This window comes from Duganella violaceipulchra, assembly GCF_019166075.1.
Lineage (GTDB): Bacteria > Pseudomonadota > Gammaproteobacteria > Burkholderiales > Burkholderiaceae_D > Rugamonas > Rugamonas violaceipulchra.
The window spans coordinates 167,530-186,648 of sequence record NZ_JAHTGR010000005.1; the positions used below are offsets into that span (position 1 = coordinate 167,530).

The following is a 19,119-nucleotide window of genomic DNA, read 5'->3' on the forward strand; positions in this document are numbered from 1 at the left end:
GTTCTTTCAAGGACTTGCAAGGCGTTGCAACGTTATAAGTACGCCATCTTTTAGGGCAATCCGGTAACATGGCAAGCAGCGTACACCCAGATGGAGTCTCATGTTACCGGCATCGCCAGCAAAAATATTGGCAGGATCACGAATTTTGGCACAAGTTGTGACAAAAGTATCCGGCCGCCTCGCCATAGCGGGCATCTCGGCCGGCGTCCTGGCCGCATTACTGGCCGCCCTGGCGCCGCCCGCCGCCGCCCAGGGCCTGCAATACGAGGTCCACATCGACGCCCCCGGCGCGCTGACGGAACTGCTGGAGCAAAACCTGGACCTGGTGCGCTTCCGCGGCAACGCGCGCATGGACCGCGAACAGCTGCTGCGGCTGGTGCGCGCCGCGCCGGCCCAGGTCAAGACGCTGGTGGCCACCGACGGCTACTACTCGCCGGTGGTGAGCGCCCGCCTCGACCGCGACGGCGACACGCCCAGGGTCGAGGTCAGCGTGCAGCCGGGCGAGCCGGTGCGGGTCGGCGAGATCGACCTGGTGCTGCAGGGCTTCGCGCCCGTGCCCGGCCTGGCCGCCGACCAGCAGTTCGACACCGCCGCGCTGAAGGCCGGCTGGACGCTGAAAAGAGGTCAGGTGTTCCGCCAGACCGACTGGGAGCAGGCCAAGCGCGGCCTGCTGCGCCAGGTGGTGCAGACGCGCTACCCGCGCGCGCAGCTGACCGACAGCCAGGCCACGGTGGACCCGGACAACCATCTGGCCGCGCTGCGGGTGGTGCTCGACAGCGGCCCGGAACTGCGCTTCGGCGAATTGCGCATCGAAGGCCTGAAGCGCTACCCGGCCGGCATCATCCGCAACCTGAACCAGATCCATCCCGGCGACTACTACAGCGAGGCCGCGCTGCAATCCTACCAATCGCGCCTGCAGGACACCGGCTACTTCGCCAGCGTGGAAGTGAGCGCCGACATGGGCGCGGTCCTCAACGAGCAGTTGGAGGCAGGCGCCGCCACCCCGGCGCAAAATGCCGACGCCGCGATGGCGCCGCTGCCGCTGCTGGTGCGCGTGACCGAGAACAAGCGCCGCAACGTCAGCGCCGGTCTGGGTTTCAGCACCAACACCGGCAACCGCGCCTCGCTGAGCTATGACGACCTGTCGGTATTCGGCCTGCGCATGAAAAGCGCGCTGACGCTGGAGACCAAGAAGCAGACCGCGCGCAGCGACTTCTACTTCCCCACCACGGCGGACGGCTACAACGACAGCTTCGGCGCCTCGTTCGAGCGCAGCGACATTTCGGGCGAAGTCACCAGCGTGGCCAGCGTGGCCGGCAAGCGCGCCTGGGGCACGCCGCTGCTCGAGCGCAGCCTGTCGCTGGAGCTGCTGACCGAGACCAAGACGCTCGACGGCGTCCCGTCCAGCACCAGCAAGAGTTTGCCGCTGACCTACGGCGTCACCTGGCGCAAGCTGGACAACCTGCTGTTCCCGACCAAGGGCTACGCGCTCAACGCGCAGCTGGGCGGCGCGCTGCTGCCCATCCTGACCGACCAGGCCTTCGTGCGCGGCTACGCGCGCACCGTGTGGTACCGGCCGCTGACCACCAGCACCAATCTGATACTGCGCGGTGAGCTCGGCGCGCTGGCCTCGCGCGACAAGAACGGCGTGCCGGCCGTGTACCTGTTCCGCGCCGGCGGCGACCAGTCTGTGCGCGGCTACGCCTTCCAGGAGCTGGGCGTGCGCGAAGGCGCCGCGATCACCGGCGGCCGCTATCTGGCCACCGCCAGCGCCGAGTTCCAGTACTGGTTCAAGCCGACCTACGGCGCGGCGCTGTTCTACGACGCCGGCAACGCCGGCGACACCTTCAACGCGCTGCATCCGAAGTCCGGCTACGGCGCCGGCGGCCGCTGGAAGAGCCCCGTCGGCCCGATCAACGTGGACGTCGCCTACGGCCACGCGGTACGCAAATATCGATTGCACTTCTCGCTGGGATTCACTTTCTGATGGCCGACAACCAAGACAAGCAAACACCGGCCGCGCCAGCGCGCCGCCGCTGGCCGCAACGGGTGCTCATTTCGCTGGCCGTGCTGGTGGCGCTGCTGGCCGGCGCCGTCTGGCTGCTGGGCCGCGAATCGACCTTGCAGCAGCTGGTGCAGCGCATCGCCAACGCCAGCGGCGGCCAGGTCGCCGTCAGCGGCGTGAGCGGATCGCTGTACCACCGCATGCACATCGGACGGCTGGTCTACCGCAGCAAGGACAGCGTCATCACGGCCGACAACATCGACATCAACTGGTCGCCGTTGCAGTATTTTTCCGAAGGCCTGTCGATCAGCGAGCTGCATGTAGCCGCGCTGACGGTGCAAAGCCTGGGCCCGTCCGAGCCGGCCAAGATGCCGGAATCGCTGGCCGCACCGTTCCGCCTCAACCTGTCCGACGCGCGGCTCGACAAGCTTACGCTGACCAGCGCCACCGGCAGCAACGTGATCGAACGCCTGCGTTTAAAACTGTACGGCGACAAGGGCAGCTGGCACCTGGAAGACGCCAGCGCGCACACCGCGTTCGGCGACGCCAGGGCCGACCTGACCATCGGCGCCAACAAGCCGTTTGCGCTGCAAGGCAAGGCGGCGCTGGCGCAAGCCGCAGTTGCTGCTGCCAGCGCCGGCACCGCGCAGCTGTCGCTGGAAGCCGGCGGCAACCTGGCGCTGATAACCTTGAAGGCGCAGGGCAGCGCCAATGGCGCCAGCGGCAACGCCAATGTGGCGCTGGCGCCGTTCGATCCCATCATCCTGCGCACGCTGGACCTGAACGCCCGCGATCTCGATCCGGCCGGCTTCAATCCCGGCTGGCCGCAGGCCAAGTTCAGCCTCAAGGCCAGCGTCGCCATCACGGCGGACCAGAAGCTGTCCGGCCAATTCGCCCTGCTGAACCAGGACAAGGCCGCACCGCTCGACCAGCAAGGCCTGCCCCTGCAAGCCTTCAGCGGCAAGCTAGCCGGTACGCTGACCGCCTCCACGCTGGAAAACGTGCTGCTCGACCTGGGCGCAGCGGGACGCTTCACCGGCGGCGGCCAGGTCAAGCGCAGCGGCCCCGAAGCCGGCATCGACGCCGCGCGGTTCACGCTGCACACCGACCGCCTGGACCTGAAGAACATCCACAGCAGCATCAACAAAACCAGCGTCGCCGGCGACATCACGCTGGCCAGCACGCCGACCAAACAGTCGCTGGAGGCCCGGCTGTCGCAGGATGGCCTGCGCCTCGACCTGCAAGCCACGCTGGCGGACGCCGTGCTGCAACTGCACCAGGCGCGCCTGCTGGCGAAGAAAGGCAGCATCACCGCCACCGGCCAGGCCAGCCTGAAAGACAAGGAGGAATTCAGCGCCAAGCTGCGCGCCGAGCACTTCGACCCGTCCGCGCTGGGCACCGGCTATCCGATCGCCGACCTCAATGCCGACATCGGCGCCAGCGGCCACCTCGTCCCCGCATGGCAGGTCGCGGCGAGCTTCGACCTCAAGGCCAGCAAGCTCGCAGGACTAACCCTGTCCGCCAACGGCAAGCTCAATGCCGACGCGAAGCACCTCAGCGGCGTCGACGCCCACCTGGCGTTGGCGCAGAGCAGCGCCGACATCAACGGCAGCTTCGGTGCACCGGGCGAACAGCTGCGCTGGAAAGTCGACGCCCGCCAATTGTCGGTGGTGGCCTCCGACTTGATCGGCGCCGTCAACGCCAGCGGCATCGCCAGCGGCAGCATGGAAGCGCCGCGCACCACCTTCGAAGCGGACGCCAAGGGCTTGGGCCTGGCCTCCGCCAAACGCCCCACGCCGGATAGCCTGATCCACGCCGCCGGCGACATCGCGCTGGCCGGGCCGAAGAAAACGCCCGAACTGAAAATGAACGGCGCCATACAGCGCCTCAATCCCGCCGCATTCGGCGCGGCGCAGGCGGGCGCCGTCAACGCCACCTTCACTGCCGACGCCCGGCTGGCGAGCGACTGGCGCGCAGGCTTGAACCTGACGCTGCAACCATCGACCTTCGCCAACGCGCCGTTGAGCGGCTACGCGAAACTGAACGCCGACAAGGACAGCATCAGCAACGCAGACATCGATCTGCGGCTGGCTGCCAACAGCCTGCAAGCGAAGGGCAGCTTCGGCAGCGCGCTCGACAAGCTGGAATGGAAGCTCAACTCACCGCAGCTGGCCGCGCTGGGTCCGCAGTTCGCCGGCACGCTGCGCGCCAGCGGCACCCTGTCCGGCACCACCGCCAAGCCGGCGCTGGCGCTCACGCTGGATGGCGCCAACCTGCGCGCGCCGGGCCAGCAGCAGATTGACACGATACGCGGCAGCGCCACGCTGGGCAGCACCGTCGCGACGGCGGCCGGCACAGCGCCGGCCGCAACGCCGGGCGCACGCGCCCGCGTCCGCGCCGAAAGCGACAGCTACGCCGACGTCCCGCTGGTGAGCGACATCGAGATCACCCATTACGTCTCCCCTGCCCTGACGCTGGACAAGGCGCGCCTGCAAACCAGCGGCACCCGCAGCAGCCACACGCTGCAGGTCAGCGCCAGCAACGCCGACTTCGACGCCGCCGTGCGCGTCAAGGGCGGCTGGGCCAACGACAGCTGGACCGGCGCCATCGACACGCTGCAAAACCGCGGCCGCTTCGCCCTGACGCTGGCCGCGCCGGCGCCGCTGAAGCTGACCGCGCCGGCAGGCAGCGGCGTGGCCGGCCTGCTGCATCCCGAGCAGATCGCCCTGGGCAGCGCCACCATCAAGCTCCCCGACGGCAGCATCCGCATCGACAGCCTGGAAAAAACCGGCCCCGCCTGGCGCAGCAAAGGGCTGGCGGCCGGCGTGCCGGTCAACTACCTGGCCCAGCTCTCCGACGCCTGGCGCGACAACGTCCGCAGCAACATGACGGTCGGCGCGGAATGGAGCATGAACCTGCAAGCGGCCAGCAAGGGCAACCCGCCGGTCCTCGGCGGCATGCTGCACGTGTACCGCGAGCAGGGCGACCTGACCATCACCGGCGCCGACCTGCCGCAGCCGCTCGGCCTGCGCACGCTGGACGGCCGCGTCGACGTCAACGACGGCACGCTGCACCTGCAACTGAACCTGGACGGCACCCGCGCCGGCCAGGCCCGCATCGACGCCACCGCCCAGCTGCACGAAGGCCGCCTGACCGAGAGCAGCGCCATCACGCTGAACGGCACCGCCAGCATGGGATCGCTGGCCTGGCTGGCGCCGCTGGCCGGCCAGCCGGGACTGGAAATCGACGGCGCGCTGAAACTGGCCGTCACCGGCAGCGGCACGCTGGGCGCGCCGCAGCTGAACGGCGACATCAGCGGCGACAAGCTGGTACTGAACTGGGTGGACCAGGGCATCAAACTGCGCAACGGCCAGTTGCAGGCGCGCCTCGCCGGCGACCAGCTGCAACTGCAAAAGCTGGCCTTCGACGGCGCCGAGGGCCACGCCCAGGCCGACGGCTGGATACGCTACGCCGGCAACGAAGCCACCATGAGCCTCAAGCTCAGCGCCGACAAGCTGGAAGTGCTGGCGCGGCCCGACCGCGTCCTGGTTATCAGCGGCCAGAGCACGCTGGTGCGCGACGCCAAACGCTTCCAGCTGGACGGCAAGTTCCGCGCCGACCGCGCCAACATCGAACTGGCCGGCGAGAACACGCCGACGCTCAGCGACGACGTGGTCATCATCGGCAAGGGCGCGGCGCCGGTCAAGACAGCGCAAGGCCAGCCTCTCAATATCGACCTCGAGGCCGACCTGGGCGACGAATTCAAGCTCAAAGGCAAGGGCCTGGACGCGCAACTGGCCGGCACGGTGCGCATCCGCGTGGCGGACCGCCGGCCGCCGCGCGTCACCGGCAGCATCCGGGTGGAGAACGGCACCTATGCGGCCTACGGACAGAAGCTGGCGATCGACCGCGGCGTGATCAACTTCACCGGCGCCTACGACAACCCCGGCCTGAACATCCTGGCCGTGCGGCGTCGACCGGAAGGCGAAGCGCTCAGCGAGACCAACGTGGAAGCGGGCGTGGAAGTGCGCGGCACGGCGCTGGCGCCGGTGGCCAAGCTGGTGTCGACGCCGGCCGTGTCGGACAGCGACAAGCTGGCCTGGCTGGTGCTGGGCCACGGCATCGACAACACCGGCGGCAACGACATGGCGCTGCTCAGCGCTGCGGCGGGCGCGCTGTTCGGCGGCGGCCAGGGCAAGCTGGCCAATGCATTGGGCGTGGATGAACTGGGCGTGAGCCAGGCCGCCGGCACGGCGTCCGGCGCGGCGACCGGCTTGCAGACCACGGTGGTCACGGTGGGCAAGCGCCTGTCGTCGCGCGCTTACCTGAGTTTTGAACAGGGCACGGGCACGGCGACCAGCCTGGTCAAGCTCAAATACAAGCTGAACCCGCGCATCTCGCTGCAATTCCAGACCGGCACCAACAACGCGCTGGACGTGCTCTACACCTGGGCCTTTGATTAAGCCTTAGCTCGGGTTGTGGTCCGGCACCGGGTCGTCCTGCGGCACGGGATGGGGGATGGCCGGCGGCGCCGGATCATCCACCGGTACGGGATCGGGGGCGCGGTGTACGTTGTGCATGGTCGGTACTCCTTGAGCTGACACGATCCCCCATTCTACGCCGCCCTACCCCGGTTTCGCGTGCTTGACGTATTTATCCAGCCAGGCATTGGTTTCGTACAGCATGTGCAGGATCGACTCGCGCGCGCGGTAGGCGTGCGACTCGTTCGGCAGCATCACCAGCCGCGCCGTGCCGCCCAGCCCTTTGATGGCCTGAAACATGCGCTCGCTCTGCAAGGGGAAGGTGCCGGTGTTGCTGTCCTCGGCGCCGTGGATCAGCAACATCGCATCCTTGATCTTGTCGGCGTTATTGAACGGCGACATGGCCTGGTACACCTCCTGCGCCTGCCAGAACGGCCGCTCCTCGGACTGGAAGCCGAACGGCGTCAGCGTGCGGTTGTAGGCGCCGCTGCGCGCTATCCCGGCGCGGAACAGGCGCGTATGCGCCAGCAGGTTGCCGGTCATGAAAGCGCCATACGAATGGCCGCCGATGGCGATGCGGTGACGGTCGGCCACGCCGCGCCGCACCACCTCGTCCACCGCCGCCTGCGCGTCCGCCACCAGCTGCGGCAGATAGCTGTCGTTCGGCTCCGCTTCGCCGGCGCCAATGATGGGGAAGGATGGATTGTCCAGCACCGCGTAACCCATCGCCAGGAAGGCCGCCGGGCCCCAGTAGCTGACCGCGTTGAAGCGGTAGGGCGAACCGGTGGTCTGGCTGGCCGCGCCGGCCGATTTGAACTCCTGCGGATAGGCCCACATCAGCAGCGGCAGCGGGCCGTCGCGGACGGCGTCGTAGCCGGCCGGCAGCATCAGCGTGGCCGTCAGCTCGACGCCGTCGTTGCGCGGATAGCGGATCTGCTCCTTGTGCACATCCTTCAGCTGCGGGGTCGGATGCGGATAGTTGGTCAGCGCCGTCAGCTGCGCGGGTTCCGGCTTGGTCAGGTCGCGCAGATAGTAGTTGGGCCGCTCGGTCGGCGATTCGCGCGTCGTCAGCAACAGCGTGCCTTCGTCGTTCAGCACCGCCGCCACGTTCTCGAAATACGGCGCGCTGCTCTGGAACAGCCGCACCTTCTGTTTGGTGGTCAGGCTCAGACGGTCGATGAAGGGACGGTCGCCCTCCGGCGTGGCGCCGGCGCCGTCCAGCAGCACCGTGGTGCCGGGGCCGATCAACAGGCGCGGGAAGCCGCTGGCGTCGGCCCGCATCACCGGCGAACCGGGGCTGTTGTAGCGGTCTTCGTACGAACCGGCGTAGATCAGCTCCGGCGGCGTGGACAGGTGTTCGGGCTCGATCATCCACTGCTTGTAGTCGCGCGTCTTGTGCCAGCGTTCGTTGATCAGCGCGACGTCGCCGCGCCCCCAGGCGATGCCGGCGTAGCGCATCGCCAGCCGCGCCAGCACCAGCGGCGGTTCGCGGAACGGCGCCGCGTGCATGTAGACCACGTCGCGGATGTTGTCGATCACCGGACGCGCCGGATCGCCACCGTCCTGCGCCTCGGTCCACACCAGCGTGGCCGGCACGTCGGCCCGCCACGACACATGGCGCACGCCTTCGGACACCGCGTCATTCCCCTGCGGCAGGCCTTCTTCCAGCGGCAGCGTGGTCACCGTGTGCAGCACGTCGCCATTCAGGTCGCGCACCTCGACCCGCTCGCCGAAGCTCGACGCCGGCACGATGTAGGAGTAAGGGCGCGTCACGCTTTGCGTCAGCAGGTACTGGCCGCCCGGCGCGATCGAGGTGCGCGAGAACTGCCCCGGCGCGCCGATCATGCGCGATTTGCCGTGCAGGTCCAGCAGCACCATCTGCACCGTGATGTAGTACTCGAACAGACGCGCGTCGGCCTCGTTCTTCAGCAGGTCCTGATAGGTGCGCAGCTGGCGCACGGCGCCACCGGGTTCGCTGTCCTGCTGGATCGGGCCGGAGGGAATGCCATCCGACTGCGGCGCCTTGCCGATGCCGGCCGGACGCCAGTGCGCCAGCAAGCCGCTGCTGTCCGGCAGCCAGTTGAAGCCGCGCGTGAGCACCGCCGACAGCGGCTGCGCCGACAAGCGCCTGGCCTTGCGCGCGGCGATATCGACCAGCCACAGTTCCACCGCGCCGCGCTCGCCCTTGTAGGCCACGTGCGAGAACGCCAGGTAGCGCTGGTCCGGCGACCAGGCCAGGTCCGCCAGGCGCAGCGCGCGCGGCAGGCCGCGGATGCGGCTTTCCTTTTGCGTGGCGATGTCGAGCAGCGCAAGGTCGGTGCCGAACGAGAAGCGGGAGGAGGAACAGGTGCGCGGGTTGATGCGCAGGCCGGCCAGCTTGAGCTCCGGCTGCGCCACTTCGGCGATGCCCGGCAGCGGCGGCGTTTGCACCACGGCGACCAGGTTGCGTTGGGGGCTCAGGCTGAGCGCCGGCGCGCGCGGCGCGTCGACAATGTCCAGCAAGGCGGAAGGTGGCAGGCGGTAACCATCCTCCTGCGCGCCGGCCTGCGGCGAGGCGGCCATCAATCCCAGATTCAGGGGCAGCAAGGTTAACGGTTTGTTCATGGATATCCTTTCGGTCCAGAAGCGGGGCTGCTCAGATCAGTTTGCTTATGCTATCCGGGATTGTCAATCACTGCCGGATAATGCGTGACAATCTGTAACGCTGTGGCGCGGCGGCGGCTTGGCGTACAATCGCGGTTCTTCGAATCACGCCGTTGGAATCGCTTATGGATATGCCTACTATCGTCTTGTTGCTGCTGGTGCCGCTGGCCGTCTGGCGCATTTACTCGCGCCTGAAACGCCTGATGGGCCGCAACAAATCCGAATTGTGGCGCCACGCCGCCTACGCGACGGTGGCGGGCGTGACGCTGGCCGTGCTGGCCGTGGTCCTGATCGGAAAATGGCAGGCGCTGGCCGCGCTGCTGGTCGGTGCTGCCGTCGGCGCCGCGCTGGGCCACCGCAACATGAAGCTGACGCGCCTGCAAAACACGGCCGAGGGCTTCTTCTACACGCAGAACCGCCGTTTCGGCCTGCTGGTGACGATGCTGTTCTTCGGCCGCCTGATCTACCGCCTGTTCGAGGCCTACCTGCACATGCACGACCAGCTGCCGCTGGACCCGGACTTCATCGGCCATCCGCTGACGGCAGTGGTGTTTGGCCTGACCGCAGGCTTCTGGGGCTGCTACCACCTGCTGCTGCTGCGCTGGCGCCGCGCCGTCAAGCCGGTGCCGCGCCCGATCGATATCTTCGATATCAAATGAACTATTTAGCCGCCAGCTGCTGCACGAACTCGCAGTAGGCCGGCCGCACCGCAGCGCTGGACAGCACGCCATTGTGGCCGGCGTCCGGCACCATCACCATGCGCTTCGATTGCGTCGGCAGGGCGTCGTAGACCTGGCGCGCCAGGCGCGGCGGCGTCACCTTGTCGTCACTCCCCTCCAGCACCAGCGCCGGCCCGGCGAAGCCCGAAGCCGCCGCCACGTTGTCTATCCCCTTGAGCGACTCGCTCAGCTCCACCCGCACGAATGGCCACGCATACCAGGGCAGCATGTTGTTGGCCCAGTCGCGCGCATTGGTGGTGGTCGATTCCAGTATCAGCCCACGCACGGCGGGCCGCTGCTGCGCCACGTAGGCGGCGATGAAGCTACCCAGCGACTGTCCATGCACGATCACCCGGCCCGGCGCCTGGGCGTTGACCAGGTCGAACTCGCGCAGCGCGTCGGCCTTCATGGTGGCGATGGTCGGCACGCCGGTGCTGCGGCCGTAGCCGCGATAATCGATCATCACCACGTCGGCGCGGCACGGGCCGACGGCGGCCAGCACATGGTCGCCATGTTCGTCCAGGTGGAAGCCGTTGCCGCCGAAGTACAGCACCGTCAGCGCGTTGCCGTCACCACCGGCGGCGGTGGCGCTCACACCATTGAGCTGTCCATCATCCGCCGCCAGCGACACCGACGCCAGTTTGTAGCCCGCCGTGCCGGCGTCGCCGACGTGGCCCGCTGGCCTGGCCTCGCCCGCGCGGTCCGGACGCACCACGCTGCCCTCGCCGATCTGCACCGCGCATCCCGACAACATCGCCACTATTAGTACCAATATGAGTTTCATAATTATCTCCAGTGAATGTACAATATATAACAACAAAGTTTTAATGTAAAACGATAATTTTTTACTGTATTACGATAAATATGAAAATCACCTTGATCCGCGTTCTGCTGTGGTTGTGCGTAGCCGTGCAAGCGGCCTTCTTCGTGCTGGCCTGGACCACCTACGCGCCCAGCATCGGCTCCATGACCATCGACATGACCGCCATCGGCATGCCCTTCGGCGCCAAGCTGGCCCTGACGCCGGCCCAGCGCATGATCGGCGCGGCGCTGGCGTTGCCCATCACGCTGGTGCTGTTCTATGGACTGTGGCGGCTGGACCGGCTGCTGCTCAACTTCCGCCGCCAGGACCTGTTCACGGCGCAGTCGATCGGCCACCTGCGCGCCTTCGCCGGCGCCACCCTGCTTTCGACGCTGCTGTCCATCGTCGAACTGCCGGTGCGCACGCTGGCTCTGCGCATGACCGGCAACGGTGAGCAGCACTTCGCCATCGGCGTCAATTCCGAGCAGCTGATGCTGATCCTGGTGTGCGGCATGTTCTACCTGATCACGCGGCTGATGCAGGAAGGCCGCCGCCTGCGCGAAGAGAACGAGGGCTTTGTCTGATGGCGATCCTGATCAACCTCGATCTGATGCTGGCCAAGCGCAAGGTCAAGTCGCGCGAACTGGCGGCCTATGTCGGCATCACCGAGCAGAATCTGTCGCTGCTCAAATCCGGCAAGGTGAAGGGCATGCGCTTTTCCACGCTGGAGAAGATCTGCGAACGGCTGGCGTGCCAGCCCGGCGACATCCTGACCTGGGTGCAGGATGAAGGCGACACCGGCGGCGATGCCGGCGAACTTCTATAAGGCGACGTCTTTTTAACGACAGTGCTATCTTATTTCCTGCTGTGTGGAGAAGGTTTGGTGGTATTCTGAGAGTATCCACAGGGCAACTAATTTGCACTTTCATGAATACTTCGATTTACGACAAGACCGCCAAGGGCCGGGACGAGATCGCGACGCGCAAGTACCAGCTCGCACCACGTCTCAGAAGCCTGCTGGTATTGATCGACGGTCGTCGTACGGAAGAAGAATTGCTGCGCAATGTGGCGGGATTGGGACTGACGATCGCCGCCCTGGACGAACTGTTGGAGGGGGGGCTTATCGTGCTTTCAACCAGCTATGCAACGATGGCGGTGGCGCCGGTGGCCGAACCCGCGCCATTGGCCCCGGCCCCGGTGGCGGTCTCGCAGGCCAGTCAATTCCAGGCGCTGTACGAGTTTTATAACAAGACCATCAAGAGCACGATAGGTCTGCGCGGCTTCACCTTGCAGCTGAAGGTGGAAAAAGCCAGCTCGGTCGAAGAACTGCGCGAACTGCGCATGCCCTACCTGGACGCGGTGCAAAGAGCCAAGGGCAACTTCGCCGCCGCCAGCCTCGCCGAACAGCTGGACCGGCTGCTCGACGAGCGGCCGGCCCAGGCCTGAACGATCAAGCCACCTTCGCCGCTTCCACCGGACGGCGTTGCAGCACGAAGATGGGCTGCGCCCACTCCGTGTCCTTCTTCTTTTTGCTCGTGATGAGCGTCAGTTCCGAAGGATCGTAGACGTCGGTGTTGTGCGTCAGCGGGGTCGTCATCAGGTACTGCGCGTCGGTGTTCTTCAGGAACTCGCCGACCAGCTGGATGTTACGGATATCCAGGTGGGCAAACGGTTCATCGATGAACACGAAGCCGCCGGAACCATCTTCCGACTTCAGCAAACCAATCAGCAGCACCAGCGATTTCATCACCTGCTGGCCGCCGGAAGCTTCGCCGTCGTTCATGCCGATGATGCCCTTGCCATCGAACTTGAAGCGCACGTGCAGGCCGGCCTGCGACAGCAGCGTATCGTCGTTCTCCAGGCGCACCGGATCGGAGTGCACCTCGATGCCCGCCAGCTCGCCCAGCTCCTTGATGTTCTTGGAGTAGGTCTTGATGGTGTAGCGCAGCCGCTCCATGTAGGCGCCGCGCGCGTTGCCGGTGGCCTCGATGGCGCGGTTGTTCTGGTAGCGGCGCTCCTCGGTTTCCGACTGGCGGCCGTGCAGCTGATCGTTCAGGCGCTGGTACTGGTCGATCACGGTGGCGTCCAGTTCCCAGTCGCTGCGGGCCAGGCTGGCCTCCAGCGAGTGCACCCGCAACACCACCTGGTGCGAATTCTGGTGCTCGTTGACCAGGCGCGTGCGGCGGTCCGGACGACGCCAGCTCTTCGGCAAGTGGCGCCAGTTCTTGCGTAGCGTGAGCAAGGCGCGCGCGTGGTCGGAGCGCTGCTCGATCTGGCGCTTGTTGTTCAGGCGCAGACCGGCTTCCGATTCCGACAAGGCAAAGCGCGCGTTCTGCCACGTCGTGTCGGCGCGGGTGCGCGTGACGACGGCGTTCTTGATCAGCGCTTGCAGCTCGCCCAGGCGGGTACCGACTTCGGTGCGTTCTTCCTTCAGCGGCACGGCGTTGCGCGCCGCTTCGTCGAATTCCTCCTGGCGGGCGGCCAGTTCCTTGGCGGCGTCCACACCGGCCAGGCGCGATTTCAGCGTGCTGATTTCGGTCGCCAGCTTGGACACGATCAAGGTCAACGCATCTTCCTGCGCCTCCAGCGCCGGCAGCGATTTCTGGATCGCTTCCATACGCTGGGTGCGGCCGGCGGAGCCGAAGCGGTAGCGCGAAGCTTCCACGAACAGCGAGCGGCCGCCGCGGCGTTCGCGGTGGTAGGCGTCCGGCGTGATCCACTCGTCGTGGCTACCCAGCTTGGCACCGGCGTCCACGGTGTCCACACGGGTGATGCGCGACAGCTGCTCCACCAGCCAGGACGGCACCTTGGCCGAGAACTTCACCACCGACATCAGCGAATCGTCCTTGACGGTCGGCGCGTGCACCAGGTCCGGCACGATGAAGTGGCGATAGCGCTCCTTCTCCGCCAGGCGGTACGCGGCCGAAGCGTCGGACGATTTATCCAGCAGCACCACCGAGGCATAGCCACCCAGCACGCCTTCGATCGCGCCCTGCCAGCGCGCATCCGTCACCTCGACGATGTCCGACAGCATGGCGTGGCTGATGCCGGCGTCGTTCAGCGCGCGGCGCATGCCGCGTTGCGCTTCCGGTTCCGGCATCGCGGTCTTGCCCTGCAGGGCGGCGATGGTCGACAGTTCGCCGGCGATCTTGGCGGCGACGGCGTCGCGCGCCATGCGCTGGCGCGCCAGTTCGATTTCTTTTTCCTGCAACTGCTGCGCCACCGCCGCCAAGTCGCCGCCGGCGTCGTCGGCCAGCTTTTGCAGGCGGACCTTCTGTTCCAGCAGACTGTCGAGCGGCTTGAGTTTGCCGTTGATCTGGTTCAGGCGGTTTTGCAGCGCGGTCGATTCCTGCTCCAGCACCGTCTCGTGCTGCTGCGCGTCGGTCAGCGCCTTGGCCTGCGCGGCCAGCGCGTTGCGCTTGTCGGTCAGCTGGGCGTCGGCCTGCATCAGCGGCTTGCGGGCGTCGCGCAGCTGGCGGCTGATGTTGGCGTGCTTTTCGCGCGCCTCGTGGTACTCCAGCGTTGGCAGCACTTCTTCCTGCAGATTGCGGCGCTCCTTGTTCAGGTCTTCCCACTGGTGGTAATTGGCCACGCGCAGGCGCAGGCCCTCCAGATTGGTCTTGGAGGCTTCCAGCTCGGTCTCGAAGCGTTTCAGCTCGATCTCGGTGTCGCGCTGGTGGCGCTTGGCTTCGTCGTAGGCATCCAGCACTTCCTTGTCGCCGAAGACCTGGAACACCAGGTCCAGCAACTGGCGCGGCGCGTATTCGCACAGCTTGTCGGTCTCGCCCTGCTCCAGCGCCAGCACTTTCGCCATCGCCGGCGACAGGCCGGCGTTGGCGAGGCGCTTGCGGTAGTTCTCGACGCCGAGCCAGTCGTTGCCGGCCTCGCCGATGTCTTCGATCTGCACGTTACCGGGACGCATGAGGTACTGGCGCTTCCAGTCGCCGCCGTTTTTCTGGATCTGGCAGAACAGCGTCACTTCGTCGTCGCTGAAGAAGCCGGAGCTGCGGAACGGACGGTTGGACAACTGCTTGCCGACGTTCTTGTTGTCGACCACGGCGCGCAGCCAGGCAGTCTGCTGGCCGCTGTGGCGGGCGTAGTGCTTGTAGGTGCGGCCCATCGAGCAATCGAGGCCGAACAGCGTGCGCAGGGCGTCGAGCAAAGTGGTCTTGCCGGAGCCGTTCTGGCCCGCGATGGTGATGATCTTGGCGTCCAGCGGGATGTTCTTGATGCGCTGCCAGTAATCCCAGTGGACCAGTTCTAATGATTTAATGTGAAACACGTTTAGTCCTCGGCTGGAAGTTCGGAGTCGGGGGCGGCGTCGTCGGCCACCTCGTCGTCGTTGGCGGCGATCGGCGGCGCGCTGCGCGGCACCGGGATGATCTGCGCCGGCGAGCGCTTGAACACGTCGGCCAGCGCGCCGTTGATGATGCGCTCTTTCAGCTGGTCGGTATCCATCATCAGGTCCAGCAGCGGGCCTTCGACGATGATGTCGCCGCGACGCTCGATGAAGCCCAGCTTGGCCAGGATACCGAGGTTCATGTCCAGGCGGGTCTTCTTGCCCAACTTGTCGCCGAAGTCGGCCAGCAGCGCCTTGTAGGCGATGCCGATCGAGGTGTCTTCCGCGCGCGGCAGCGGCTTCTCGACGCCGAACATGTCGTTCTGGTCGTCGTCCGCGTGCTGGTGGGTCTCCTGGCGTTCGCGCTTGGGCAGGATGATCTGCGCCCACAGCACCACCAGCAGGGCCACGCCGTCGCGCGACAGGCCGAAGTTGTTGTTCTGCCAGACGTCGCGGGCGCCGAAGATCTTCGGCTCGATGGCCCGGTGCAGCGCGATCGTCACGTGGTCGGCGTAGACGTTGTCCAGCAGTTTGAGGCCGGTGGCCAGCAAACGGGCGTCGACTTCGGCGCGGAACAACTCGTCCGACAGCACGCGCTTGACCAGTTTATCGTCGCGGCGCAGGGTTTGATGCGTCAGCAGGCGCGCGATCAGGATTTGGGAATCGTCATTCATCTGACTTGTCGCCTTCCGTATTCAAAGACAGTGAGAGGGAGGCCAGGGACATCGCCGCCACGTGCAAATCGGGCAGCTGTATCATTTCGTCGGTCGGAGTGAAGGTGACCGGCAGGCGCGCCAGTTCGGCGGTGGCGCCTTGCAGGCGGGCCTCGTCGGCGTCGCCCAAGAGCGGCAGCAGCGAGGCGCGGTAGGAGGCCACGGCGAACGACGCCGGCAGCAGCGAATCCTGCACCGGGATAGCTTTCGGGCCCTCGTCGGCGACACTGGGGAAGTTGCCCAGCGCGGCGAAGTCGGACAGGCGCGCCAGCCAGTCGTCCAGCTCGCGCTGCATCTGCGGGCCGTCGCTGATGGTGGTCGGGGCGTCGGTGCCGGCGGGAAGGCCGTTGGAAACGGCGCTGATGGCGCGGTCCTGCAGCAGTTCGGTCTCGGCGACGTCGATCATCTCGGCCGGGGTGATAAACAGCGGCACCACCGGCTGGTCGATCGCGCCTTCGGCCAGCGAGGCCAGGTCTTCGTGCAGCAGCAGCCAGCGCTTGATGTCGGTGGTGGACAGGCCGGACTGGCCCAGGTGGACGCGCTGGCGCTCGATCTGGTTGAGCGCGCGCGAGAACATGCCCTGCATGTTCAGCAGCGCCGATTGCGCGCGGCCGATCGCCTGCGCCGCCTTGTGGGTGGCGCCGTCGGCGTTTTCATCGGACAGGATGGCGCGCAGGATCTCGGAGCCCTTCTCCACCCAGTCGCAGGCGGTGTGCCACTTGGCCTGCGAAGCGCGCAGGCGGAACTCGGAGCCGGAGGCGATGGCGTCGGAGAACTCCTCGGTCAGGTCGACCAGGCGGCCCAGCAGGTGGTTCAGCTGGTCGACGGTGACGCCGCCCATCACCTGGGCGCCGGCCACCTGCGACAGCAGGAAGCCCATGTCGGCCGTGTCTTCGTTCTTACCGAGGGTCAGCAGGCCGTCGATGGCCGACAGCACGTTGCGCGCCATCGGCGTGACGCGGTAGACGGCTTGTTGCGCGTCCCAGGCCAGCAGCTGGTTGGTGCGCAGGCGCATCAGCACCGTTTCCAGCGACTCGGGCAGCAGGTAGGCCAGGCGGGTGTTGATGTCGGCGCGCGAGAAGGTGGACGACGCGGCGTCGGACGCCAGCTCGCGCAGCACCAGCAGGCGCACCAGCACGCCGTCGAAGCCGCCGTGGAACAGCGCCGTGAACACCTGCAGCAGCGGCTGCGCGCGTTTCAGCTGGTAGACCTGCTCGATCTCGTCGGCCGAAAAATTCGGCTGGAAGTGGGCTTGCAGGCTGTCCTGCTGCTGTTGCTGATCCAGCTCACTTGTTATAATTTCTATCATTCTTTGCCATTCTGTACGCATCGCAACGACTAGATTGCGGGGGCGTCAGTATAACAGGCAAAAGCGGGGGTCAAGTCTGACATTCGGACACGAGCTCCGCTGTAGGCGGCGCCTACAGCGGAGCTCGTGTCCGAATGTCAGACTTGACCCCCATTTTATTTTTTGACCGCCTTTTCCAGCGTCTGGTCGACGAAGTCGCCGTCGTTGTCGTTGAAGCGCACGCGCACCGGGTACCAGTCCATCGCCGGCGCCAGCCACAGGTCGACCTGCTGGCCCTGCGCGTCCGGCGGCGGCGCCTTGACCAGGTGGACGGCGTTGACTTCCCCCGTGCCGATCTGCACTGCCTCATTTTTCATCACTTTGAAGCTCCACAGCTCGGCGTCGCGGCGGCCGGCGACGAAGTACTTCCATTCGCTGCCCGGCTTGAACTTGTCCGGCGTGGCCCGCGCCTGCGCCGCCAGCTGCCACTGGATGCTGGTGCGGTCCTGCTCGCCGCCCTTGATCGGGTAGGTCTCGTCGCCTTCGCTGAAGCTGATGGTCCTGGCGTCGCGCTGGAAGGTGGTGGTGCTCGGGTCCTTGCGGAAGCGCTTTTCGTAGAAGGTGGTCGGCGCCAGGCCGAATTCGTCGATCTCGCCCTCGCTGCGGTTTTCCAGGATCTTGCCGAACAGCGCGGCGCGGCTTTCGGTGGCGACCGAGTACTTGCCGTCGCCGGCGCGCCATTGCACGGTGGCCGTGCCGCCCAGGCTCAAGCCGTGCTGCTTGGCTTTGATGGTGTACGACAGGTCGGCCGACGGCGGCAGGCTGTGGGGACGCTTGACGCTCGGGTGCTCGCCGGCCGCAGCCGGAGCTTCGGCGGCGTGGGCCGCGCTGCCCAGCAAAATGGCGGCGCTCAGGGCCAGCAGGCGCCTGGTGTAAATAGTTTGCATATTATTTTCCGGATTCTGTCATTGTTATTTTGGAGACGGTTTGCGTCGTCAGCGCGCCGCTTGCTTCGGTGTTGCGCAGCTGGACCGGGTACCAGTTCAGGCCCGGCGCCAGCCAGATGTCCAGCCGCGACGAGTAGCTGCCGGGGCGCGGCGGCCGGCTCAGATGCCAGGTCACCACCTTGCCCATCTTGGTGTTCAACTCTTCCTCACCCACCAGCTGGAAGCGGAACAGCGTCGCTTCGCGGTCGTCGCCGACCTGCATCTCGATGTCGCTGCCGAACTGGTTGATGTCGGCGCGGCCGATGCCGCCCAGTTGGAACGGCACCGTCGCCATGTCCTGCGCGCCCACCATCAGCGGGTAGCTGCGTTCCGTGGCCGAAAAGGTGATGGTGCCGGCGTCGCGGTTGAAGTGGGTCGCCGTCTCGGCGCGGCGGCCGCGCTTCTGCGTGCTGGTGTTGGGGGCGATGCCGTAGTCGTCGATGGTGCCGACGCTGCGCATCACCAGCGCGTTCAGGCGCGTGATCAACAGGCTGATGCCCGCCTCGGCCGAGGCCTGGTAGTTGCTGCCGTCGGTGTGCCAGGTCATGACGGCCGATCCGCTCCATTTGGTGCCGTCGGCGTCGACCCGCGCCACGTCCATGTCCATGCTGGCCGATGGCGGCAGGTTGACCTTGTAGCGCCGCATGCCCTGCGGCGGCGGCGCGTCCACCGGCACGGCGGCGACCGGCGTGGGGCCGCTGGTGTCGGGCGGCGACGGCGTGCCGGTCTGCGCCTGCGCGGCGCCGGCCTGCGCGCCGGCACTGGCGCCGCTGTCGGCGGCCGGCGTCTCGGCTGCGGGCACGGTGTCGGCCACGGCCACGGTTGGAGGCGGCGGCGCGGCCGGTTCGGGCGCGGCTTCCGGTGCGCGCGCCGGCGCCGGCTTGCGTTTGCGGGCCGGCTTGGCGGCCGGCGGCAAGGGCTGGACCTCGGCCGCCGGCGGCGTCTCCACATGCTTGGGCAAGGCCAGGCGCAGCTGCGCCGTCATCAGCGACTGCGGCAGCGGCGACGGCCGGTGCGACTGCGTCGCGAGACGGTCGCCCACCCAATCGATCGCCAGATAATGCAGCGCCAGCGTGGCTGCGCATAACACCAGCAGGCGGCGGCGTTGGAATAGATGGGTACTTAAGCTCATGCCGCTAGTTT

At 66.8% G+C, this 19,119-nt stretch carries 13 protein-coding genes; 6 read left to right on the forward strand and 7 right to left on the reverse strand.

The annotated features are described in order from the left end of the window. The first annotated feature begins 157 nt into the window (after window positions 1-157). Window positions 158-1,987 (forward strand): autotransporter assembly complex protein TamA, encoded by a 1,830-nt coding sequence (locus KVP70_RS11595; protein WP_217942345.1) that lies wholly within the window; start codon window positions 158-160, stop codon window positions 1,985-1,987. Next, window positions 1,987-6,468, forward strand: a complete 4,482-nt coding sequence (locus tag KVP70_RS11600; protein WP_217942346.1) for a translocation/assembly module TamB domain-containing protein — start codon at window positions 1,987-1,989, stop codon at window positions 6,466-6,468. Before KVP70_RS11595 ends, KVP70_RS11600 begins: the two co-directional genes overlap by 1 nt. A gap of 162 nt (window positions 6,469-6,630) precedes the next feature. Here KVP70_RS11600 and KVP70_RS11605 read toward each other — a convergent pair whose 3' ends face one another. Beyond that, window positions 6,631-9,090: an alpha/beta hydrolase family protein gene (locus tag KVP70_RS11605; RefSeq protein ID WP_217942347.1), complete on the reverse strand. Its 2,460-nt coding sequence runs from the start codon at window positions 9,088-9,090 to the stop codon at window positions 6,631-6,633. Window positions 9,091-9,254: 164 nt separating this feature from the next. Between KVP70_RS11605 and KVP70_RS11610 the strand changes: the two genes are divergently transcribed. Further along, window positions 9,255-9,788, forward strand: coding sequence for a CcdC protein domain-containing protein (locus tag KVP70_RS11610; RefSeq protein WP_217942348.1), 534 nt, complete (start codon window positions 9,255-9,257; stop codon window positions 9,786-9,788). A gap of 1 nt (window position 9,789) precedes the next feature. On the opposite strand, the gene KVP70_RS11615 is transcribed toward KVP70_RS11610, so the two are convergent. Then, on the reverse strand, window positions 9,790-10,632 hold the full coding sequence (locus KVP70_RS11615) for an alpha/beta hydrolase (RefSeq protein WP_217942349.1): 843 nt from the start codon (window positions 10,630-10,632) through the stop codon (window positions 9,790-9,792). 80 nt (window positions 10,633-10,712) lie between these two features. Between KVP70_RS11615 and KVP70_RS11620 the strand changes: the two genes are divergently transcribed. From KVP70_RS11620 to KVP70_RS11630, 3 genes are all read left to right on the forward strand, one after another. Continuing rightward, on the forward strand, window positions 10,713-11,234 hold the full coding sequence (locus KVP70_RS11620) for a DUF2975 domain-containing protein (RefSeq protein WP_217942351.1): 522 nt from the start codon (window positions 10,713-10,715) through the stop codon (window positions 11,232-11,234). Next, window positions 11,234-11,476, forward strand: a complete 243-nt coding sequence (locus KVP70_RS11625) for a helix-turn-helix domain-containing protein (protein ID WP_217942352.1) — start codon at window positions 11,234-11,236, stop codon at window positions 11,474-11,476. The genes KVP70_RS11620 and KVP70_RS11625 overlap by 1 nt, the downstream gene beginning before the upstream one ends. A 101-nt stretch (window positions 11,477-11,577) precedes the next feature. Next, window positions 11,578-12,096: a hypothetical protein gene (locus tag KVP70_RS11630; protein ID WP_217942353.1), complete on the forward strand. Its 519-nt coding sequence runs from the start codon at window positions 11,578-11,580 to the stop codon at window positions 12,094-12,096. A 4-nt stretch (window positions 12,097-12,100) separates the two neighbouring features. Here the strand turns inward: KVP70_RS11630 and KVP70_RS11635 are convergent, their stop codons facing one another. The 5 genes from KVP70_RS11635 to KVP70_RS11655 all read right to left on the reverse strand — a co-directional run bounded on the left by KVP70_RS11635 (window position 12,101) and on the right by KVP70_RS11655 (window position 19,108). After that, on the reverse strand, window positions 12,101-14,932 hold the full coding sequence (locus KVP70_RS11635) for an ATP-binding protein (RefSeq protein ID WP_217942355.1): 2,832 nt from the start codon (window positions 14,930-14,932) through the stop codon (window positions 12,101-12,103). Window positions 14,933-14,934: 2 nt separating this feature from the next. Next, window positions 14,935-15,663 (reverse strand): hypothetical protein, encoded by a 729-nt coding sequence (locus KVP70_RS11640; RefSeq protein ID WP_217942358.1) that lies wholly within the window; start codon window positions 15,661-15,663, stop codon window positions 14,935-14,937. Further along, complete coding sequence (locus KVP70_RS11645) at window positions 15,656-17,011, reverse strand: hypothetical protein (RefSeq protein ID WP_217942359.1); 1,356 nt, start codon at window positions 17,009-17,011, stop codon at window positions 15,656-15,658. The genes KVP70_RS11640 and KVP70_RS11645 overlap by 8 nt, the downstream gene beginning before the upstream one ends. Before the next feature lie 155 nt (window positions 17,012-17,166). Continuing rightward, window positions 17,167-17,937, reverse strand: coding sequence for a DUF3108 domain-containing protein (locus KVP70_RS11650; protein ID WP_217942360.1), 771 nt, complete (start codon window positions 17,935-17,937; stop codon window positions 17,167-17,169). 1 nt (window position 17,938) lies between these two features. Then, window positions 17,939-19,108, reverse strand: a complete 1,170-nt coding sequence (locus KVP70_RS11655; RefSeq protein ID WP_217942361.1) for a DUF3108 domain-containing protein — start codon at window positions 19,106-19,108, stop codon at window positions 17,939-17,941. Between the last annotated feature and the right edge of the window lie 11 nt (window positions 19,109-19,119).

Excerpts from the sequence above, each read along its gene's own strand:
- KVP70_RS11600 (WP_217942346.1), top strand. The coding sequence starts at position 1,987 with ATGGCCGACAACCAAGACAAGCAAACACCGGCCGCGCCAGCGCGCCGC.
- KVP70_RS11605 (WP_217942347.1), bottom strand. The coding sequence starts at position 9,090 with ATGAACAAACCGTTAACCTTGCTGCCCCTGAATCTGGGATTGATGGCC.
- KVP70_RS11610 (WP_217942348.1), top strand. The coding sequence starts at position 9,255 with ATGGATATGCCTACTATCGTCTTGTTGCTGCTGGTGCCGCTGGCCGTC.
- KVP70_RS11615 (WP_217942349.1), bottom strand. The coding sequence starts at position 10,632 with ATGAAACTCATATTGGTACTAATAGTGGCGATGTTGTCGGGATGCGCG.
- KVP70_RS11620 (WP_217942351.1), top strand. The coding sequence starts at position 10,713 with ATGAAAATCACCTTGATCCGCGTTCTGCTGTGGTTGTGCGTAGCCGTG.
- KVP70_RS11625 (WP_217942352.1), top strand. The coding sequence starts at position 11,234 with ATGGCGATCCTGATCAACCTCGATCTGATGCTGGCCAAGCGCAAGGTC.
- KVP70_RS11630 (WP_217942353.1), top strand. The coding sequence starts at position 11,578 with ATGAATACTTCGATTTACGACAAGACCGCCAAGGGCCGGGACGAGATC.
- KVP70_RS11640 (WP_217942358.1), bottom strand. The coding sequence starts at position 15,663 with ATGAATGACGATTCCCAAATCCTGATCGCGCGCCTGCTGACGCATCAA.
- KVP70_RS11645 (WP_217942359.1), bottom strand. The coding sequence starts at position 17,011 with ATGATAGAAATTATAACAAGTGAGCTGGATCAGCAACAGCAGCAGGAC.
- KVP70_RS11650 (WP_217942360.1), bottom strand. The coding sequence starts at position 17,937 with ATGCAAACTATTTACACCAGGCGCCTGCTGGCCCTGAGCGCCGCCATT.
- KVP70_RS11655 (WP_217942361.1), bottom strand. The coding sequence starts at position 19,108 with ATGAGCTTAAGTACCCATCTATTCCAACGCCGCCGCCTGCTGGTGTTA.